This is a genomic window from Enterocloster lavalensis (genome assembly GCF_046603895.1).
GTDB classification, from domain to species: Bacteria; Bacillota; Clostridia; order Lachnospirales; family Lachnospiraceae; genus Enterocloster; species Enterocloster lavalensis.
Genome location: NZ_CP176637.1, coordinates 930,481 through 953,635 on the forward strand (window position 1 = coordinate 930,481; position 23,155 = coordinate 953,635).

At 45.3% G+C, this 23,155-nt stretch carries 9 protein-coding genes and 1 pseudogene; 1 reads left to right on the plus strand and 9 read right to left on the minus strand.

Features of this window, described 5'->3' with window-relative positions:
* Window positions 1–122 precede the first annotated feature (122 nt).
* The 8 genes and pseudogenes from ACK2JC_RS04105 to ACK2JC_RS04140 all read right to left on the minus strand — a co-directional run bounded on the left by ACK2JC_RS04105 (window position 123) and on the right by ACK2JC_RS04140 (window position 19,219).
* The gene (locus ACK2JC_RS04105; RefSeq protein ID WP_411338455.1) at window positions 123–4,607 is read right to left on the minus strand and encodes an InlB B-repeat-containing protein; all 4,485 of its coding nucleotides are present in this window, start codon (window positions 4,605–4,607) and stop codon (window positions 123–125) included.
* A gap of 11 nt (window positions 4,608–4,618) precedes the next feature.
* The gene (locus tag ACK2JC_RS04110; RefSeq protein WP_368272204.1) at window positions 4,619–10,918 is read right to left on the minus strand and encodes an InlB B-repeat-containing protein; all 6,300 of its coding nucleotides are present in this window, start codon (window positions 10,916–10,918) and stop codon (window positions 4,619–4,621) included.
* A 35-nt stretch (window positions 10,919–10,953) separates the two neighbouring features.
* Complete coding sequence (locus ACK2JC_RS04115; protein ID WP_117634093.1) at window positions 10,954–12,606, minus strand: cell surface protein; 1,653 nt, start codon at window positions 12,604–12,606, stop codon at window positions 10,954–10,956.
* 126 nt (window positions 12,607–12,732) lie between these two features.
* Window positions 12,733–13,677 carry a 3D domain-containing protein gene (locus ACK2JC_RS04120; RefSeq protein WP_117634092.1) on the minus strand — a complete coding sequence of 315 codons (945 nt, stop codon included), beginning with the start codon at window positions 13,675–13,677 and terminating at the stop codon, window positions 12,733–12,735.
* Between the two features lie 47 nt (window positions 13,678–13,724).
* Window positions 13,725–14,507 (minus strand): annotated as a pseudogene (locus ACK2JC_RS04125) (transglutaminase domain-containing protein).
* A 264-nt stretch (window positions 14,508–14,771) separates the two neighbouring features.
* A complete protein-coding gene (locus tag ACK2JC_RS04130) occupies window positions 14,772–15,662 on the minus strand; it encodes a tyrosine-type recombinase/integrase (RefSeq protein WP_411338456.1) in 891 nt (296 codons plus the stop codon).
* Window positions 15,663–16,643: 981 nt separating this feature from the next.
* Window positions 16,644–18,029, minus strand: coding sequence for a YfcC family protein (locus ACK2JC_RS04135; RefSeq protein WP_117634090.1), 1,386 nt, complete (start codon window positions 18,027–18,029; stop codon window positions 16,644–16,646).
* Between the two features lie 11 nt (window positions 18,030–18,040).
* Window positions 18,041–19,219: a M20 family metallopeptidase gene (locus ACK2JC_RS04140; RefSeq protein ID WP_117634119.1), complete on the minus strand. Its 1,179-nt coding sequence runs from the start codon at window positions 19,217–19,219 to the stop codon at window positions 18,041–18,043.
* Window positions 19,220–19,563: 344 nt separating this feature from the next.
* Between ACK2JC_RS04140 and ACK2JC_RS04145 the strand changes: the two genes are divergently transcribed.
* Window positions 19,564–21,297 (plus strand): IS1634 family transposase, encoded by a 1,734-nt coding sequence (locus tag ACK2JC_RS04145; protein ID WP_368275008.1) that lies wholly within the window; start codon window positions 19,564–19,566, stop codon window positions 21,295–21,297.
* Window positions 21,298–21,685: 388 nt separating this feature from the next.
* Here ACK2JC_RS04145 and ACK2JC_RS04150 read toward each other — a convergent pair whose 3' ends face one another.
* A complete protein-coding gene (locus ACK2JC_RS04150) occupies window positions 21,686–22,891 on the minus strand; it encodes an IS110 family transposase (RefSeq protein ID WP_368282939.1) in 1,206 nt (401 codons plus the stop codon).
* Between the last annotated feature and the right edge of the window lie 264 nt (window positions 22,892–23,155).

Genomic DNA, 23,155 nt, shown 5'->3' on the forward strand with positions numbered 1-23,155 from the left:
ATCGATCACCTCATCATATTCCTTTCATCGGTCATAGCTTCATATGCCTCATCGCATAACAGCATAGGATAATTCTGCCCCGTAATGCCATCACAGCACTACAGGGCAGAATTGAATCTCACTTAAGGTGTTTCCCGAGTCCAGGCTCCGTTTTCGTCAACCTGGTATCCATCTGGTGTCATCTCATTTATGTACAGAGACCCCAATGGACGGCCATTCTGATTCGTATATTCCCATCGTTTCGATCCCTCATTAAACGTCCAGGTCTTCTGCTGGCTATCAGCGGTTAGATAATACCATATTCCGTCAATCTTCTGCCAACCCATCAGCATAACTCCGGTAAACGGACTCAAATAATACCATCTGCCATCGTCATCATCATAGTGCCATCCCTTTGTCATTCGGCCAAACCAGCCATCGTGTACATTGGACAGGAAATACCAGTTATCTGTATCCTGGTCCAAAAACCAGCCACTGTCCATAATACCCTCACGGTCAAAATGATAGGTGGCAATCTGGCTGCTTCCATTATAATTGTATCGTATATTGGCCCAGCTGTCTTTGATACGTGTTCCACTGTTTAATACAAAGGCCCACTTATGGTTAGTCTGATCAACATTATTCCATATGCCCTCGGTGCCATCTAAATACGTACGGTAACTGTTTTCTGCGCCATCACTGCCCGGTCCATGTCCTCCGCCGGAAAAACCTTTTGAACCGCCTGAGCCACCGGCACCGCCGGAACCACCAGAACCGCCGGAACCACCAGAACCACCAGAACCGCCAGAACCGCCGGAACCACCAGAACCACCAGAACCGCCAGAACCACCAGAACCACCAGAACCGCCACTGCTAATACTGTCTACCAGTGCTTTCAGTGTATCAAAGGCACTTTCCAGGTCGTCAACTGAAGGTCTGGGCAGACGGTTCAGCACTTCAACAGCCTCATCCACAGCCTCAGTAAGGGCATCTCTGTCTTCTGCGCTTACAGACCCATTATTCTTCAGGGCATTGGCGATATTAATCTCCTCCTGCAGCCTTTCTTTTGCTTCCTGCCATTGGGTATCGTCTTCAGGTTCATAGACAGCATACAGTTTCAAATCTCTTGTCACAGGATCTGAAGTATCATACATCCCTCCTCCAGACTGACGTTTCGACAGGCCTGTAAACTCATACGCTATGCCTGTAACGGAATCCGTATAGCCTTCATGAATATCTAAATCCATATAGTCTTCCGTATCATCCAAAGACCTGCCATCCCTTACCTTAAATGTATGGACCTGCCCCTTTCCGGTATCTATAATGGTCACTTCATACGCTTTATAATAACTAAATACCAGAGTATCACCGATATTAGCTTCAAAGGCAAAGCTTCCAGTAAAGTCTTCATTTTCATTCGGGTCAGGTGTCATCAGGACTTCTTCACAGGTCGTATCACCATCATCCTCTCCAAAATCAATTTTCCATAACCTGTATTCCAGATTTCCCAAAAGACTGGTGTCTATTTTTCCAAACACTTTAATCGCTGGAGTCAGATTTGCGTCCTCCACCAGTGGTTTATTGGTTCCATCCACCTTTCGCGTAAGTCCGATATCCAGACTCCATGGTGTCTTAACGCTCTCCCCGTCATCCACTTCCTGCCTCACAGCTTCCGAAGCAGATGCCACCGGTGCATGTCGGTCAAACTTAACTGTATAAGCTATCCGCTGCCCGTTTGAAAGCGCTGTGCTATCCTCATCGTTATCCACCAGTTCTTCCTTTAATTCCTGAAGCGCTTCCTCTGACTTGTCCAGGGCAAATATCCCGTTTTTGGGTGAATAATCCACTGTTGCGTTGGATGCAGTCGCTACCGGAGACGGTTCATACATGGCCTGTAGGATTACATCTCCCGCTGTCATTTCCACGGTCTGATTTTTTCTGGTCAGGTATGACATATGCAGATTACCAATCTGTACTTCCCATTGTTTAAATGCCTGTCCAGCAGGATTCATATCCTCCGCAGATATCCTGATCTGGTCCCCTGCCTTTACCAGGACTTCATCTGCATGTTCTTCCACATCCAGCGCTTCCCCGTTTCTTGTCACCGATTCCACATAACCTCCGTTCAGCAAACGGAAGGTATAAACACGGTCCTGCTGCGAAGTGCCTGTTACCATTATCTGGCTTCCGTTTATCATACGGTCTGAAGGCGCATCGCCGTTATCTGCCTGTTTGGCCACGATGGTATAGGATACATTGGGTTCAAGTCCTGCAAGTTCCGCTGTCCGCGGACTGCCGGACGGGCTTACCCATCCGTCTTCGTTCCCATCCTGACTGACCACATTTCCATCCATATCAAGAACCGCATACACAGTATTTTCTCCTGCCGGGCGGATAACAATCTTCCTTAGTCCCTCTGTCGTATCATCCGCGGTGGAATAATTCCCTCCAATAGCAGGTACCATGACACGGGCTGGCTGACTTATTAAGGATGGATCCACTGAATCTGTCAGTATGTCTCCAACAACAGGAGCTGCGCTTTCCGCCATCTCATACACGTAGTAGCTGTCACAGGGCGGCAGTTGTTCAAAGCAGCCGCTGCCAAGCTGTTCCCCTGTCATTACTGCCAAAAGCCGTCCGTCACTGTCCGTCAGGGCATATTTACGCGCCTCATTTGCTCCGCTTATCTCAATCTTACCCATACCGTCATTTCCTATCGTTCCAGTTCCATCTGGAATGCACAGGATTCCATCATCTCCTCCCACAGGTGTAAAGCGTGCCCTGTAAGTCTGATCCGCCAGAATCGTCATATTCGGGTCTGTAACCTGATTCCCGTTTTCATCAAACCAGCCAGCAAACATATAGTTACTGTCCGGTGTGGTCTGGGGCAGGGAAATCTGAGACCACAGAGTCCCTTTCGGCACATGCATGGAATTGGTTCCTGAAATAGAGCCGCGGCTTCCGCTTTCAAATCTTATATCACACCATTGTCCCGGATCTTCCACAAAATCCGCGTAAAGTTTAAGGTCACCGGTCAGTTCAATATCTCCGGTCAACACGGTTCCTACTTTACCTGTACCGGAAGCATTGGCTTTATACCAGCCGTTAAACATATAGTGCTGTTCAGGAGATGGCGTGATTCCCTCTGTGATTGTATCAATGGAGTGGGTACCAAGCCGTAAGGAACGTGGGCTGCTGTCTCCTGACAAGCTTCCATGTTCGCTGTTGTAATAGTTTATCCTGGCCCAATGTGCTGTATCATTCAGATCTTCATTATAGGTAATCGTAACAGTGCCGCCTGTAAAGTCTGTTTTAAAACTCAGCGTGGCTGCTGTCTGGTCCATACTGATATCGGTAAATGTTCCATTCCATCCAATGTTAGGCGGATACGTATACCCGGCTTTTCGCTCTACATTTACCGTCACTGTTTCATTCGGAGACACCTCCCTTGTTTCCGGCTCAGCCAGCACATTGTTATGGTTGTCTATCCGGTTAATGGTTACATGGGTTACATAGGAAGGGTCAATCTCGTAAGTATATACCACGGTTACCGGCTGATTGGGCATCTTTCCGGTAAAGTTCTTTTGGGCATCAAATGTGCATCCTGCTGTCTGCGCCGAATATATCCCTCTTCCCGACAAATCATCTATATCCCCGCTGCCTGTTTTTATCTGAGCGCCGGTAAGGGTATAAGCCGTAATCTGTGCCGGTGCGGCAGAAACCTGCGACTCCGCGGAATAGAGATAGCTTTCCGGGGTACGGATCGCACGGCCACTCCCATCTGCATATTCTACACGCAGGGCAAATTTCTTTGAACTGTCAGGCTCATATCTGTATGCCACAGTCAAGTCATCATTGGGCATATTTCCGCGGACAGACCGGGTAGACTCATTAATGGTCGCGGCCTCCCCCAGCGTCCCATGGCCTGAGGCGTCATCAAAACGGCGCGTTTTGTTGTTCTTAATAATCACAGAAGATACCTTATAGCCCGGTATATCCCGTTTGTAGGTAGCGGATACTGCTGTATTGGCCGTCACCTGGGTTGTCCAGCTTCCGTCATCAAAAAACTTATATATCTGGCTGTCATCCGCTCCGGGCCATGCATTCGGGTCTTCTCCATTCATGTTTCCATTTCTGTCCTCATTCAGGTCCCGGTAATGCATGACTGTAAAATCAAACTGACTGGACGCATCACCATTCCAGCGTGCCTCATATGCCGTGGTTGAATTGTAAGGAAACGCAAAGGGCAGATACAGTATCTTATTACCATCTGCATTATACCAGCCGTCAAAGGTATATCCCGGCCAACTCAAATCCGCGTCAAATGTAGGCAGCACCGGCCTGTCACCAGAACCCAGATTTTCCACGGCAATTCCATTGAAATCACTTGCTTCAGCCAGTGGATGACCAGCCCGTCCGGTAGCATACGTAATCCGGTTTCCATCTCTGGGAACATTCATATAGTTTGAATGTGATAAATCCGGGCCCTCCTTGGGATCAAACCGAATGACTGCCGGATCCCCGTAATTCAATGCATACGCCGGCGCCGGAGGCGCGGCCATGGTGATCACCATGGCCGCGGCTAAGACACGGGCCAGATATGCCTTAATCTTATTTGTTCGTTTCATAAAACCTCCTGCTATTGTAAAGCTCCATCAGCGCCTACCTGATAACCGTCCGGTGTCTTCTCGTTGCTGTACATGGAGCCAAGCGGCCTTTCCTGATTCTGCATAAACACCCATTTCCCGGTGCTGCGGTCATATGAGTATGTCTGTGCCGTATTCTGAGGTGTAAAGAAATACCATTTTCCTTCAATTTCCTTCCATCCCATTACCATCTGGCCTGTAATCAAATCCAGGTAATACCAATGCTTATCTATCTCATCATAATGCCATCCTGTCTTCATCTTTCCCAGCCAGCCGTCTTTTTTCGCATTACAGTAATACCAGTTCATATGCTCGTCCCTGAACCAGCCATAATCCATGAGTCCGCTGGCATTAAAGTGATACCAGCCATTTCGATTCACATCACCGTTGGCATAATCAAGTTTGGCCCATATGCTGGTGAGACGGATTCCTCCGTTGAGTACAAAAGCCCATTTATCACTCTCTGGGTCAACCAGCTCCCAGTTTCCATTGGTGCCTACCACATAACTCTTACTGGTTTCCGCAACATAAGGCGCCGGAGTTGTGACTGGCCCGCCTGTGCCGGCAGACCTGGAACTGCCACCGCCTCCTTTCGAGCCACCTTTGCTTCCTCCCGAACCGCTTCCTGAACCGCCATGGCTTCCGCTTCCCCAGCCGTCTCCGCCGGATGTACCTCCGCTGTTTCCTCCACTCTGGATTTTGTCATAATGATCATACCGGTCTTCCAGAATCTTATCGAAAGGTTTGCAGGCTTCCTCCAAACGGTTCAAGGCCTCCAAAAGTTCATCAAGAGTTGCCCGGGGGCCCGTTCTGTCGAATACATCCATAGCTTCTTCTATGGCTTCCCTTATCTTTTCCGTCTCCTTCAGCGTCAGGAAGTAATCGTCTGATTTTTCGATTGCAGCTTCGATTGCATCCTCCATCTGTTTTCTGGCATCATTCACTTCACCGCTGTTATCATCGTAAAACGCATATACATACGTCTTCCTCTTGATTTCCTTGTCCGGGTCAAATTCCTTTAGCCGGTCTTCCCGGTAACTCCAGCCAATATAATTAAATTCAACCCCCTCATTATCAATAAATGAATCGATTGGTGTCTCCACTTGGCTGTATTCAAAGGAATAGTCTCCACTATTCGGTGTCTCACCCCGGCGCACTTTAAAATAATAGCGGTACTTTGGTTCTTCTTTATTATTGATAAAATAAATCCTGTATGCCCTGGAATAGATGAGCACATATCTCATTCCGGCCTGAGCCGTAAATGTAAACAAACCGCCGGTCTCTTCCGGATCATCAGACATAGTAACCGGATCAATGATCAGCTCCCCATCATCATCCTCGGAAATAGCAAACAGCTGATAGTCCATCATGTCTACATCTTCTTTATCCAGTTGCACATATGTATTAAATGTTGCTTCTGATGGCGAAGCTACCCCTACTCTCCGCCCGTTCACATACCGTTCAATATCTACATTCAATCCCCAGGCTCCATGGTACGCTTCTTCATGGTCACTGTCATAATAAGACGAACGTTTAATTGCATTGGATTCAGTCGCCTTTACCACATTCTTTTTATATACTACTTTATAGGTCACATCTGCATGGTTCACATCCATAAGGGTCCGGTCTGCGTCTGTGGTAAGCTCCTCCTCCAGGTTTTCAATTTCATTGGGGTCCAGAGCCATCTCATGCTTATTACCTCCCCGTACTTCATCCGTCACCGTTGCATTGCTGGGTGTCGCTGACGCACGCTCATAATAAGCTGTCATAACCACGTTGGAATCCGGCATCGTAAATGTCACATCCTGACGGCGTATGGTTTCTGTCATTCCCGGAACTGCCCCGATTGTCACCTTCCAGTACAGGAAATTCTGTCCATTTCCATCGGTTTCTTCCGCGTGAAGCACCACTTCATCGCCTTTATGGACCTCATCATATCTGGGGATATCTAATTCTACTCCATCAACAGAGTGGACCTGGCCATTAATCGCCTCCACTATATAGTTGGGAATATCCAGTTCGCCGCCCGGATCTGTGCTGATGTGAGTCCCGTCTTCCAATTTGCTTTCCGCAGTGATGCCGGATGACCCATGAGGCCTTGCCACTACCACATATTCCTCATTGTAATCCAGTCCGGAGAAGGTCAGGCTTGCCGGTTGGCTGCCGCCAGCTGACTGCCAGCCCCCATCTCCCGTCTCAGGAGTTGTGACCGCATTTCCGTCCTTATCTAAAATAGCATAGTCGGAATCCGCATCCGCCGGCTTAATCACGAAAACAGTCTTCCCCTCATGTTCCTCATCGTAAAGAACCTGGTAATTGGTCTCCACTACCGGGACCAGAACCTCAGTGGCACTGCTCATAATTCCAGTCACACTGTTTATGGGCCGCCCGGTCTGTGCCTGTGTCGTACCTGTTGCTTCATATATTAAATACCGCGTACCAGGATACAGGTCTTCAAAATATACCCGTCCTGATATATTCCCGAGTACGACATCTATTATATTGCCTTCCATGTCCGTAATAATATACTGATATCCCTGGGTTGTCCCATAGACTGTAATCCTGCCTTTTCCCTGCGTATCAATACCTGCTGATGCATCCGGTGCTTTCACATCCGTGCCGAATATGGCCGGGTCCGGATAGAACCGTATGGTATAGGTATTTCCATTCACAAGTCTGCTCTCATCTTCCACAGGCATTCCGCCATCATACCAACCGTCTACCAGATAATTGACCTCCGGTGTATAGGCGGGCAGATTTCCCGTGATGTCGGCCCAGGTACGGTCATATTGGATATGGAGATTTACGTTTTCCCCCGCATCTATGGTTCCATGCTCTCCTGCTGTAAAATGAATATCAACCCATTGGTCAGGATCTTCCGCAAAGTATGCAGTCACAGTAGCCGAACCTGTAAACCGGCTGTCGGCTGAAAGCAGCTCCTCACTATTATCCTTGATTCCGTTTCCATTCTGGTCGATAAACCAGCCTTCAAAACGGTAATAGATGTCTGCAGCCGTTTCAGGAACCAGTCTCTTTTCCAGTATGTCATTCCATGTATAGCTTCCCGAGGTGCCTTCTACGGTTCCGTCATTTATCAGTACGGAAGTTTTATAAACTCCTCCAGTCATAGAGATTACATCCGGTGATGTATTGCTTCCCCGGCTCAGGCTTCCATGTTCTCCTGCCCGGTAAATCAAATCCGCCCATTTTGACGGGTCTCTGTCATAACGATAGGTGACAGCCAAACGGTCATTTGGCATAGTTCCAGTAAAATTATGGCTGCTGTCAAAGGTTCCTGCAGATGCAGGTACCGAGCGTTCATCCTGGAACACATAACCATACATATTTTTAAATTCAGCGGTCACAGGCGTATCCGCTGTTACATTTTGGATGTCCGGTCCTGTAATGTTTCTCAGCCTTTCATCCTGCGTGCCATTATCCAAATAATGAATCTTATACTCATAGCCCTCTTCCGTGGCTTCATATAGGTACGTTATCTCAACCGGCTGGTTCGGCATGGTTCCCGTAAACCTTCCATTGCTGTCAAAACCGCCCTGGACAGCACTTACTAGATGCCCGTCCGTATCATCTGCAGTATTTCCCGCTGTGATGCTGCCTGACAGGTACCGGAAGCCATAAACATCCACCGGAGCCGCTGCAATCGTATCTTCCGGGAAAACATCCTGTATGTCAGCTGTATGGACAACCGTACCATTAGCAGTCACGTATTTAACTGTAAATGCGGATTTCGCATTTGGATTGCTGCGGTCTACCTGATAACCATATTTCACGGCCGCATCCTGCCCTGGCATCTTCCCCGAGAAATCACCGGTACTTCCATTAAAGGTTCCAAACGGAACGGCCCCGTTCCCATCACCGTAATTGTAGACGGCCGGGTTCGTGGAGGAATTTGCCAAACTCCAGGTATAGCCGTGGATGTTCTTCTTCCCTGAATGAACCTCTGCCTCCACGCTGTAGGCATCCTCGGCCGTGGTCGACTGGAACACGATGGAACCGTCCGCATTGACATAGTCAACCGTATAATCAAACTTCACATTACTGTCCGGTGAGAAAATTGCATAATAAGTAACCGGATCCTCCGGGAATTCTGATGGCAATCCGCTTATGAGATTTGGATTCGTCCTGTCATTCACCGTGCTCCATCCCACAAACTGATAGCCGTAGCGGCTGATATTAGGCAGCAGCGCATTGACGCTTTCTCCAACAGAACCGGTCAGAGCCTGAGGCTCCGGCGTCCCTCCATTGGCTTCAAATACAATGGAACCGCTGTTTCTGGTATATTCATACGTGATAACAACATCCTGGCCCGGCATGGTTCCCGTTACCTTGCCAAAATCTGCAACACCGGCATCTGCCTGGGCGCTCAGAGTGCCACCTGTCCCCTGGTCAATGGTTACACCTGTAAGGCCGTATCCAGTAATGGCGGCGGGCGCGTTCACCTCAACCGCATCTCCTCCCGCATATGACAGCGGGGCGCTTGCCGGCGCACCATTCACAGTTCCGCCTGTGGCAGAATCCCGGTATACAAAGGACACCGTATATCCATTCCGCTTTAATACTGCATTCCGCCCATTGCCAAGAATTTCCGTTCCCGCGCTTACATACACACCGGAATTTCCCGCCTCTTGGTCTGCTTTAAAATTATCCGCAAAGGGGCAGGAGCCTGCAGCCCCCGGATAACTACTTGACGGCACAGCTATCTTTACTTCCTGACTAGGCTGGGATGATATCCCTCCCGGTGATGCCAGAGGAAGCTGCTCTGCTGTAACGCCTATCTGGGACGTGTCCAAATCGCTCATAACTGTTATATATTTATCCTGAGCCAGATATACGTTTGCCTTCTTCCCGGACGGAGTTGTGTTGTCCGATATCTGATTCCGGTTTCTGATTTCAAATGCACCTGACCCATTGTAATAAACAGCTCCCTTTCCAGCAGACACATTTCCGGAAACCGTTCCAAAATTCATGGACAGTCCCGCGCTTCCCGTTACATTTACCGCACTTCCCTGGCTAGACTCACTGCCGCTGCAGTTAGTAATTACCGCGCCGCTGTTAATCTCCAGCTTTCCGGATGAAGCGGATATCAGGGGATCCTGACTTTCCGCATTGTTTCCGTCCAGGACAATGTCAGTAAACTTTAAAGTGGGGCCTGATACGTTAAACAGCGGACCCGTATACCCGGATGCGCGCGTCAGGGTTTTAATATAATCACCATCCTCATTCATAGGATGACCCTCATGGTCATAATCCGTACTGGCAATGGTAATATCCTTTTGGCTGTTTCCCGACACATCAATGGCGGACGAAATATCCGAATAATCCATTACATAAATATATCCCTTATTATTTCCGATTTTATTAAGCGCATATTCAATGGTTTTAAAAGGACTGCTGTAGGTTCCTTCTGCGTTGGAAGAATCCTGACCGTACTGGTCCGATACATAGTAGGAGGTATCTCTGATGGCAAATGCAACCCTCCTGTGAACCGTCTCATATGGATGAAGCTGGAACTCCCACGAATAGGCCATTCCCGAATCAGTGCTGCTTACCACATCATTGGAACTCTCATTAAATACATTGCTTCCCCAGGAATTGTAATGACCAATCCACCTGGTATCAGGAGGCGTCACCCCAAGGCTACTGTCATTTGTGATACAGTCAAAGGTGGTTTTGACATGCTGGTTGACCATGTGAAAACCCCGGTCATTTTTATATACCGTTGCATAGTCATCTTCCCGGGTGCCTCCAATCATGACATCGGTTCCGGTTCCCATTTTTATGGTCCTGCCAGTTGAGCCGCCCTGACCATTTTTATCATAGACATAGTAATCAACAAACACATACTTATTATCCGGACTCGGGGATACGGCGATCTTGACCTCTATGCCATAGGTGTCCAGAGACTGTACCCCGCCGTTTGTACTGCCCCCTATCAGCTGTTTGGCATTGGCCCCAACCTGAAACCAGGTTGCATATCCTCCGTTACTGTAAGTTGTTTTAATACCGGCTTGAGCATAATTATGCTGTCCTGCCTGCAAGCCTCTAAGGTCAAAACGCCAGGAATTTCCTCCTCCTCCCTGGCCAGTTACAGAACCATTCTTCCAAGTATATGCCGTTGCTTCGCTGGCCCCCTCTCCCAGGTTTTCATCCAACAGCTCCGTGGATGCATAGGAAAGAATACTGGACTGCCCCAAAACAATCCCTGTTATCATGCATATAGCCAGCAGCATGGCGGTCAGACGTTTATAGAAGCTATGAATACCCCTATTCATTTGTTTCATCTCCTTTGTACATTTTTCATCTCCTTTTAAAAATTCAGCCGTTCTTCCTCCGGCAAACCGTCAATGTCAGGCTCCATGCCCGCAGCCGCAATGAGTCCTCCGGCAAAGTGGTCTTCCTTGTTCCCCCTATCATAATGGTAAAATCCGGTTCCTTCCTCTCCTTTTCTCCACCTCGGCTTATCCTCATCCCCGCACCAAGCTACCAAACGGTTTCGAATAATAAGCAGGTAACCTCCCTCCTTATCCTTTACAATCTTCTTTTTTCCTTCAATCACTTTTCCCTTGGTGTCCACCACCTGATAATAGGTATCCGCACCATCTTCTACTTTTACAACCCCGTATCCGTACTCCTCATCCGCTTCCAAACGAAGACCATTGATATAATACATGCCCTCTTTTTTCTGAAGCCGATTTCGGTTACCGAACGCCTTTCCATTGGAGGCAAATCCAAAATGAAAAACCCCATCTTCCAATTCAACCGCTATATCCTTTCCAATCTGCATGGAACCATCATTAAGTTCATCCGGAGAGAACAGATACAGATCTGATTTCTCAATACCATATATAGTTCCTTCAATAAAATCCTCTGAGCTCCAGTCATCCACTTCATAGCGGGCTACAAACTCAGACTTTCCATCGAAGAGGACAAAACCTGTCTGCATCCTGCCAATCCCATCAAAAGCATAGGAACGTCCATTGATTTTACGAATACGGTTCCGATATACCTCGCCTCTTTCATCTGTATGCCACCAACTGCATTCCTGATCATAGTAATCTTCCGTATCCAGATTCTCCGATGGATACATCCAAAACCAACTATCTTTCAGAAGCACGCCACCGTCATAGCCGGAATAATATCGGGCTGAAACATCGCTGCTAGGATTACTCTTATCTGCATTGCTGATACTGGCTACCTTACTCCACCAAGGAATCATAATGCCATTTTCATCAAAACCATACTGGTTGCCATTGATAGTCTTCTGCCTCAGGCGGGTTCCATTACTTTTAACCTTCTTCGAATTGCTGTCAAAAAAAATCCACATCTTATCGTAATCCATGTAGTTTCTCCCCGCAACCTCACTATCAAGGTCAATCCCTCCTATTTTCTCATCTACCTCTTCATAATCCAGCCATTCCCCAGTCAGGAGCCTTCCATCCTCCCTCGCATAGTAAACGCCTTCCACAAAGGGGATCTCTGAATCCTCAATGGGGTTCCCATCCTCGTCAAACCATCCAGACAGCATCTTGCCATTGTCATCAAATATGTAGGTACTGTCTCCTATGTTTCGTTTGAAGCTGTTGTTCTTACGCCGATAACCTTTTCCACTGGCCCCGAAATAGTACCACCCCTCTTCAAATTCTCCATTAGGGCAATTGGAGGAATCCACATAAATCCAGCGGCTCTGTACCCTTCGCCCATCTTCATCTACATAATAATTACAATCCTGATCCATGAAAATGCGATGTTTTAGTATTGCTCCCTCCAATGATAGGTAATACCAATCCCCCTTCGACTGCTTCCAAACCTGTGTCACTGGCTGGTCGTTCTGGTCATAATATCGCCATTCCTCATTTATCTTGGTCCAGCCTTCTGCCGCCTGTACGCTTCCCATTCCCAAAGCAGCTGAAAATCCCACAGACAACGTTAAAGCCATGATTGCTGTCATGCTTTTTCTCATTTCATTCTTTCCTTTCTACTATTGTATCTATATATAAACTGCTGAGGCACCCCACCAGCAGGTAATCTTTCCATTCACAAAACTTCTGCTACATTGACCGCCCCCTATTCTTCCATTGCAGTCCAATTATGGAACTAAATAAACGTTTATTTTCTGCCTGCCGAACCTCACCGCTTCCTCGTGGGTATTGAAATAAATATCTATCACTGTTCCCTTCACTAGCTTTCCAGTATCTTCCACCACATAGATAATATCATTAATTTCCACTTTACTCCCCATAGGAAGCACCTCTGGATCTGCCGCAATTGTATGCCCGGCCTTCGGGATTTTCTCTGCCTTAGTCAATCCACCTTTCAATCCACAGCATTTTTCACAGCCACAGTAACCAGTCACTTCAAAAATCCCTAAGGGCTCTCCCAAATGTTCCTCTCTAGATTTTATTTTAAAAACCGGCAGTATCTGTCTGCCAAACGAAATGGCGTCTGCATGATTGGAGAAATACAGGCATAATGCTTCCCTGGCTCCAGGCGACACCTTGTCTTCCACCCGATATATGTCCGGTCCGATTCTGAGCATGTCACCAATCTCAAACTCATTAAGGTCAGCCGCCACGGTTGTTCCTTGTATCGGAAGTCGTCCAGACCAAGTGACATAGGTGTCTGATCTTCCGATACAGTACTGACAGCCACAGTAGGCCGCCACAGCCAATTCCCCTATGTATGCTTCCTGGACTTCATTTTCACCTATTACTGCAAACAATGCATCTCCGTTCCAGTTTCCTGTCTGCAAACTATCTGCCAACTGCAGTGCATCTGCGGCTTCTGCATCGTCCTTGGGTACATATACAGGTGCTGCGTTCTCTGTTACTTTCTCGGAACCTCCCAGCGCCTCTGTGCTCTCCAAAACCACAGTCAACGGCGGTACCTGAATATAATCCTGACCGGATGCCCCTTCCGAAACAAAAAAATAAGTTCTTATTCCCACAACAACCGTCAGACCTGCCACTGTTAGATACCGTATCATTTTTCTTCGAGTCCGCCGCCGTTTTTCCACCCTGCGAAACTCATTCATCTGCTGACGCTTTGGCGAAGCTCTCCTATGGCTGAGTCCTCCATTTTCTACAGAAAAGTCCTGTGCATGGGGCCCTCCTCCATTTTCGCCTCCGGCACCAGTTACCATCGGCCTAGCCCCGTACTCTTGTCCCATGTAATATCGCAATGCTTCCATCCCCCATCAATCCAAACTCGGTTCCAAGCGTGACCCCCGCCGTAGACCTGTTCACAGTCCATACCTACCATTCTGCATAACATCAGATATGCAGAGACGTGACCCCAACACACGGAACGCCCTTCCATTACAGCCTCGTAAACCGTTTTCCTCTTTAGTTCCGTGTCATATTCCACCTGGCTATAGACCCACTCGTAAAAAAATAAGGCTTTCTCTCTTTCAGACATGTAGGCTCCTTCCGCTACAATATCGTAAAGCCTGTCCTCTGTCTGCCTATGCTGTATCACAGCCTGGTGAGGATCATCACACTGCACATAAACAACAGCCCTGTCCCCATTCTCTCCCACCGCCAGCCGGATCTCCTGTTTTCCGAGATATGTGTAGTGATAAAAATAACGGCCCAATGACAAAGCATCCTCCATTGTACCAAAAACAACTCCTGAATCCTTCCATTCTGACAGTTCCTCGCTGTTTTCAATCAGTTCTTACATTTTATCTCCGCAGACCTCATAATCGGGAATTCTGCCGGTCATTTCCTCAGCATGTCTGCCTCTTTTTTCAAGCTCTATATCCTTCATCTGAGTCTGAGCATTCATTCCGCAGGCCGGCAGACTCCATGTAACTGCTAAGCAAAGAAAAAGAATCAACAAACATAGCCCATGAATTCTTTTCATAAATAATTCTCCCTTTACAACAAATTTTCTCTTTTGTTGTAAAGTCACTTCAAAATTCAGTGGAAGGAAGGCGAAAACCTAATAGACAAAGTTTTTTAGAATCTAAAATTTATAGATGCAGGCAATACAAATAGGCCAACCTCGTAAAAAATCAGTTGGCCATTTTATTATGTCGAAAAACATCATAGTTACAATATTTATTAAGAATTTCTGTAGACTTCTTTCAAAATATGTAGTAAAATAATTATGGTTGTATGAATGTTTTTACAACAAAAGAGAAAAATTGTTGTAAAAGTCAAACAATACTTCAAGTTTTTCTAATTGTCTCATATGGTTGCGTCCGCTTTTCATTGTATAAATCCTTGTTGTATTAATATTGCTATGCCCTAATATATCCGCAAGCCTAACCAGGTTTTTTTCCTGTTCATAATAGAGCCTGGCAAACAAATGACGAAAATTATGCGGAAATACCTTATCCCATAATACATCGGCTCCTTCACACAGTTTTTTCATGGTTCTCCATATATTGCTTCTGTCAAGCGCCTTTCCGCTTCTTGTCACAAAAATCATCCCGCTATCAATATGACTTTTCTTTGCGTAATCCAACAACATATAGCACAAACGGGAAGTCAAGAAAACAGTCCTTATTCTCCCTTTGCATTCAACTTCTGCCTTTCCAGCCTTTACCGCTTCTATCGTAATATAGGGAACTTCAGAAACCCGTATTCCCGTAGCGCATATGGTCTGAAGAAGCATAGCCATTCTTTCATCTCCCTTTTTGTATGCAGTTTTTACTAAACGTTCATATTCATCCTTATCTATTTCCCTGTTTTCCGGACAAAATACTCTGCGGCTTACCTTTAAAAATTTAGTCCGGCAATCCTGCCATGCGTTATATGAAAAAAATCCATTCACCGCTGCCAATGCACTATTGACCGTTACCGGAGCCATTCTTTCTCTCAATATCCCCTTCCACATAATTACATCCCTTTTCTCCACACTCTTCCCACTCATGTATTGCATAAACAGCATTAAATAGTACCTGTATTGTTTAATGGTTCCACTGCTTTTTTCGCATCCATAAAGCCATTCACAATATTTACTCACAGATTCCTGAGTAACAATTCTTTTTCTTATCTTTCCGTTTCTTTTCATCTTATTCTACTCCTTCTATCATTTATTAATTGTAAGTATTTATAATGCCCTAATTGTAGATGATTATCCCAACTCTTGAATTATAATCATAGACAAGGTTTTTATGATGAAACGCTTATCGTCCACATGTCAACATGATTTTGGACAGTGCTGTCACCATAGTTGGTAAGTAATAAAATAAGATAAATGCCATGTATATAAAGATACACAATAATTTACTGCCTAAAATTTCTTTGTAAGAACATTATCTGAGAAAAAGTCATCTGAGAAAAAAATCAACATTTTTACATTTCCCAGGATAAAGTCGAAAGCACTTTAATCCTGGAGAATTCATTCACTCGATGAGCATTCACAAAAGAACCCCATATAGTTGGTGCACTGTATGGAAGAATGGTATTATGTTATCTGCCATGAAGGCCTACTGTCAGAAGGAGGAGTTTGAAAGCTGAATCGCGAATGCACAGAGCTATGAGATTAAGCGATTTCAGAACTGTGCCAGGAGCTACCACTCCTGACAAGATAAAATCCTGAATACCTTTGAATACAGGCTACCCCATGGGCCACAGAAGGATTTAACAACAAGATGAAGGTATTAAAATAAAGTAACTACAATAGCCGAAACTTCAAGCGTTTCCGTTCCTAAATATTTCACTGTATATCATAGTAAAAATAATCGGTCATGTGGAGACTTATTTGGCATATCTAAAATCAGTAAATATTGGAACCCTACACAGAAAAGTGCCCCCATCATAGAGCGAGAGCAGGCGCACTTTCATACAAAAATTCATGATTAATTACAGTAAACTTTAGTTATCTAATGCCACTAAACATTTGTGCAAGTTTCTGTACAATTGGTGTTCTGTTTAATGTTCTGATCGTGTCTGACAATCCAAGAATCGGAAAAGCACCGTTTCAGCCATAAAATACTTTTTACGGTAAAACGATGCTTCCGTTTTCAATTAAATATTCACAACACCTTTTCTAATATCCGATGATTTGACAGAATACCATAATCAAACAGGCGGCCCCCACCCAAAACCCCCACAGTTTTCCAAAGAACTTCATCCACCTGTCATAGGGAATTGCCGCGGCCGCGATGAACGGCATCAGAGAACCACCGTGCGGTTGTACGTAACCGCATATTCCATCTCCGAGACGGTAAGACAATACGAGAATCTGCCTGCTGATATCCGAAAGATCCGCCACTGGAGCAAGAATCGGCATAACAACCGCTGCCTGGCCTGTACCTGATGTTACAAACACACTAGCTACCATATTGATGATTAACATAGCGGGAGCTTTCAAAAGAGTGGGCAGGTAATCCATGGTTAAGGTCATTCCCATTACTACAGTATCTAGAATATTGGCTTCATCCATAATCAATGTACAAGCAGCACCAAGTCCCACGATCAGCGCTGCGGATATCATTCCTTTAGCTCCTCTTACAAATTCGGAGGCAATCTTGCTGGGCGAAAATCCGTATACTAGGCCGCTCAAAATTCCCATCCACATAAAGATAATAGCATTTTGCTGTAGGGTCCAACCAAATTTAAGACATCCATATATCAGTACGGCGAAAGAGGCTAGGAATACAATTAACACAAGATAATGTCGTTTTTCTACTTTAGTGTCCATATCATTGACATCAAACTGTTTAATGTCAGGGACTCCGTAGATGGCACTTTTAGTCTGATCCTTCTTACATCTTTCTCCATAACAAATCAGATAAAATACTGTGATAATGTAAAGAACAATGAAGGCTACAATACGCATCGAAATTCCAGAATAAGCGGGCAGCCCTACCAGCCCTTGAGCAACGGCTGTAGTAGCTGCAAAAATACCAGAACTAAAGCCGATTCCAATTCCCAGCATCACAATCGCCACGCCCATAATTGCGTCATATCCGAGCGTGGCCGCCAGCATAACACCGAGTGGTGTAAAACCAATAAACTTGTTTGTGGACTGTGTGATTCCAATGCTAGCAAAAAGAAGCAGGAATAAAGGAATAAACCATTTTTCCTTTCCTGAACAGGCTTTGGAAAGCCGGTTGCAGAATGCATGGAACATGCCGGTTGACAGCAAAACTTCTAGGCCTGCCCCAACAATCAGAATGCCAAATATGATATCAGCCTGCTTTGTGAATGACTTCATAATATAGTTTGGGATCTCCCAGAACGGTACTGGCGTCTTATCAATAAATCCAAATGAATCCGGAATAACTACTTCCTGTCCAGCCGTATTTGTCTCGCGCAGATATTCGCCGGCTGGGATTAGATACGTCATAAACGAAACAAATAGCAAAATAGCAAAAATAACAACATAGCCATGCGGCATTTTAAAAGCCTTTTTCTTTTTTATAGTCTCCATTTCTATCTCCCCTATTTTTTCTCCTCCACAACTCTCTGTTTAAATTCCTCTTTTATCTCTTTCAGCAATTCCGGATTCATTATAAGCTCTGCCGCTGTCCCACTAAGAATTTTGGCCCCGTAAATAATTGCGCTGTGGGCCTCCGGCGTTTTCCCCGCATCCACAAAGCCCTGTGAATGGGATGGAACTCCATCTGGAACAAAAGCCACTCGGATACAAGAACCTGGAATTCGATGAAGAATATTTCCAAAATCGGTTGAACCAGTATTCTCTCTAGGCGGCGCCAGGCGGGGTGCTCCAACCCGTTCTGCCTCATCCATTATAAGACGGTTCAAGCGGATAGCTGGAATCTTATTATCTACTTCCTTTTCTGGCATGATTCTCACCTCTGTCTCCGTCATCATAGCTGCCCCTCTCAGAACCTTGCTTAGTCGTTCAATGACCGTATCCAGATAGGTTCGACTATAAGAGCGCACATACAGGCTAGCGGTAGTGCTGGCTGGCACGATATTGGCAGGGGTGCCACCGCTGTTCAGTATGGTGTAATGAATCTTGACATCACTATCTACGTGTTCTCTTAAGAACTCGATTCCCTGAAATGCCAGAATCATCGCATCTAACGCGCTTCGTCCTGCTTCTGGTTTAAGCGCAGCATGGGCGCTGATTCCCTGATATTCCACTCGGAATTTAGACAACGCCAAGGATTTGACATCCGTCTGCGTGTAATTTCCCCCGTGCATCATCAGAGCTACATCCAACTCCTCGAATGTACATCCTCCCTTAATCATCATGATTTTGCCGCTTACACTCTCCTCCGCAGGCGTACCGTAAACCGTAATCGTATAATTCCCTTCAATCCCCGAATGACGAAGCGCTGCTGCAGATGCAAGAATACAGGGGCCTTGCATGTGATGACCACATGCATGCCCAATCTGAGGCAGGGCGTCATATTCGCAGAGCAAACCGATATTAGGCCCTCCTTCCCCATGACGATATATCGCCCTAAAGGAGGTCTCCACGCCAGCTATTCCTCTTTCCACCTCGAAGCCATCTTTCTCCAGCCAGTCGGTTAGCCATTTACATGCATTGACCTCCTCAAGTCCCAGTTCCGGATGATCGAAAATCTGATCGGCCATTTTGAACATTTCTTCTCCAATATTGTCAATATAGCCGTATAAACGTTCTTTCATAGATATCTCTCCCTTCATGTTCAGCCTCCTTAAACCGCCGGCTAGCTTTCGGAACTGCTGTTCTGCTAATTTCATTTATTAATCTCATAAATTCATTAGATTAATAAACAAAAATATTAATTGAGTTGAGATTATTATAATTCAATTTGTTTATTTTGGGAAATTAGTAAAACAAATAGAAACTATAACGTTAATTTTCCGCAAAGAAATCGGGAGTTTGACACCTGAAAATCTTGCAAGCCTTATGGCTGCTTATTTTTTTGTCAAATTCAGAAAGTTTTTGGTGCGTAATAGCGTAATATATGATATAATACGATTATACCATCTCTCTTAAGGAGTCTGCCATGCGATTGACTACAAATAAAACCAAAAATGGAATAAGCTACTACATCATCCGCTCTGTCCGCCGCGACGGCAAACGCTCCTCAGAAGTTGTGGAACGCCTTGGAACTGAACGGGAAATCATGGAAAAATATCATTGTACAGATGCCAATAAATGGGCTAAGGCGCATCTGGACGAGCTCAATCAGGCCGAAGCTGAAAAGCAGCATAAAGTCCTTGTTCCGCTGCGGACGGATATTCTCATTCCTTTCGATAAGCAGAATTCCTATAACGTTGGTTACCTTTTCCTTCAGAAGATCTACTATGATCTTCGCCTGCCAAACATCTGTAGAAAGATTTCAAAAGAATATTCGTTTTCCTATGACCTTGATTCCATCCTTTCACGTCTTGTATATGAGAGGATCCTCAATCCGTCTTCAAAACTCTCCTGCTATGAGCAGTCCTCCGATTTGCTCGAACCACCGGCTTTTGAACTGCATCAGATTTATCGTGCCCTGTCTGTCATTGCAAACGAATCCGATTCCATCCAGGCGGAACTGTATGAAGCAAGCCGGCGGCTGGTCAAACGGCAGACCGGAGTCCTGTACTATGACTGTACCAATTACTTTTTTGAAACGGAATGTCAGGAAGGCCTGAAACAATACGGTCCGAGCAAGGAACATCGCCCGAGCCCTATCGTCGAGATGGGACTTTTCATTGATCGAAGTGGGATCCCCCTTGCCTTTTGTATCCATCCAGGCAATACCAATGAACAGACTACTCTGATCCCATTGGAAGAACAGATCCTGAGAGATTTCTCGCTTTCAAAATTTATCGTCTGTACGGATGCTGGATTGTCTTCTGAACGCAACCGGAAATTCAACAACTTTGGCGGCCGCTGTTTCATAACAACGCAGTCCATTAAAAAGCTCAAAAAAGATTTGCGCCAATGGTGTCTGGAGCCCACCGGATGGCATCTGAAAGACAGCCTGGATACCTATGATATCAGCAGGCTCGAAGACACCGCTAAAAACCGCAGCAAGCTATTCTACAAGCAGCTGTATGTGGAAGGAAATGACGGGAAACGTGATATTGATTTCGATCAGACTCTGATCGTGACCTATTCCCTGAAATACAGGAACTATCAACAACAGATCCGAAATCAGCAGATTTTAAGAGCGATAAAAGCAATTGATACCGAGCCGAAAAGGATTGATAAGCATAGCCAGAATGATTACCGCAGATTCATAAAGAAAACATCGATCACCGCATATGGTGAATGCGCTGCAAATAAAATTTACGAAATTGATCAGGACGCCGTACAGGAAGAAGCCCAGTATGACGGCTTCTATGCCGTCTATACGAATCTCGACGATGACCCTTCCGAAATCGCAGCAGTAAATCAAGGGCGGTGGGAAATCGAAGAATCTTTCCGGATCATGAAATCAGAATTCGAGGCCAGGCCGGTTTACCTAAAACGGGATGACAGGATCAAAGCTCACTTTACGACATGTTTTATCGCGCTTTTAATCTACCGGATTCTGGAACGCAAACTAGACAGCCAGTTCACTTGTGATGAGATTATTTCGACACTCAGAAAAATGAGGGTAACAAGCATAGGAAACGAAGGATATATCCCATCTTACACACGTACAAAGCTTACGGATGCGTTGCATGAGTACGCCGGGTTCCGTACTGACTATGAATTGATAAAGAAACGTACCATAAAGGGTATCTGCAGACATTCAAAAGAATAAGAATCCATTACTCCCTTTTTTCAAAAAGAAAAGCCCTCAGAAACGGCATAAATACGACGTTTCTAAGGGTTTTCAACATTCTAAACTGTCAAACTTGGGATTATAATTCAATTTGTTTATTTTGGGAAATTAGTAAAACAAATAGAAACTATAACGTTAATTTTCCGCAAAGAAATCACTCTTTCTATTTTGTATACTACAATTTTGTTTTATCATAATAAAAATGATTATAGTTAATCTTTTTAAGAATTAAATGCTGTATAAATTTCAGCCTGCAAATAAAAAGTCAATAGGAAAATGAGAAATTTTCAAGATTTATTGTTGATTAAATTTCAGGTACAACAAATAGACCACCGTTATCCGCTGGTCTGAAAGGATGCGGTATTCTCTATTCTGGAAGAGACATTAGATATTCTTTTACCCTTCCGTAATAGATACGCAGAAACTTATTAGCGCCTGCAGTCATGTAGACATAGTAAGGCTTTCCCTGAGCACGTTTCTTATCAATAAACGCATATACAGGGTCGTCCTGCGGTTTTGTTTTGATGAGACAGTCCATGACCTGAAATAAGGTTTTTCGGAGGGAAGATGAGCCGCGTTTGGAGGTTGGAACGCTTTTTTGTTCATAGGTTCCGGATTCATTGACACCTGGGTCTACACCAGCAAATGCAGTGATAGCGCCCTTGTGGGTAAAGCGTGTGACATCTCCGATTTCAGCCATAAGCTGAGGACCAAGAGACGGGCCAACACCCTTCATCCCCATAACAACGGGATATTCAGGCAGCTTGGCGGCTGTGTCATTCATCAGGGTACGGAGTTCTTCCACGGTTCTGGAAGCAGTGTTTAATTGTTCTATGGACTGTTTCACGATCAGCTTGGTTAGATCATCTTTTGGAAGTATAGGAACAAGCTCCTTTGCGGCCCCATAGATTTCTTCAGCCTTGTCTTTGCTGAAGTTGTACTTCCTGCGTTTGCACCACTTCTGATAATGGTCGACAAATGCATTTAATGAAAGTTTACGAACACAGTCCACATGCCAGTATGTAGTAGCAAAATCAACCCACTTCTGGCTGCCGTCCTCACGGGCAGGGCTATCAAAGTAAGTATTAACACCAGGGTAAGTCTGATCGAGGATACCGATGAGGTTATTCTTCATAGCTGTTTTGTGTTTCATGTAGAAGCCAAACTGACGGTTCATGGTCTTTAATTGATTGCGTAGTTCGTCCATAAGACTATACTGTTTCAATTCCGTCCAACTGTCAAGGGTGTAACGAGCTATTTTTACAGAGTCAGCTTTATCAGATTTTACTTTGCGGAGGGAATGAGCTCCAAAATCTTTAATGAGCTTAGGATTTACGGCAGTTACAAAAAGACCTGCCAGAGAAAGCTCACGAGCCAGTGGTTCGTAGTAACGGCCAGTATGTTCCATAACGATGCGTGATTCACCATCGATTGATCGGATCTGCGCAATTAAGGATTGGATGTTACTGGAAGTGTGCTTGATTTCAAAGGGAGAAGAAACGATTTCTCCATAAGGTCGTAGAATGGCGACCATACTTTTCCCTTTGGAAACATCAATACCAACAGCGTTCATGTTCATAAATTTGTCACTCCTAAAGAATATTGCAATAGATAAGTACCAGTTTTACTCATTGCCTATTCAATCTACTGTGGTGTGACACGAACGTACCAAAGGCAGTTCAACCTGCATAAAACGAACGCTGCAAATGAGGAGCTGGTTATCAGTCTCAAATACGGACGCGAAGTCCAAGAAAGGAAGCCGATATACCGATTGCTCCAACATTGTAACAGCTTAAGCAACAAGATGGATAATTCCTTACTGGCTGTAAGGGATATT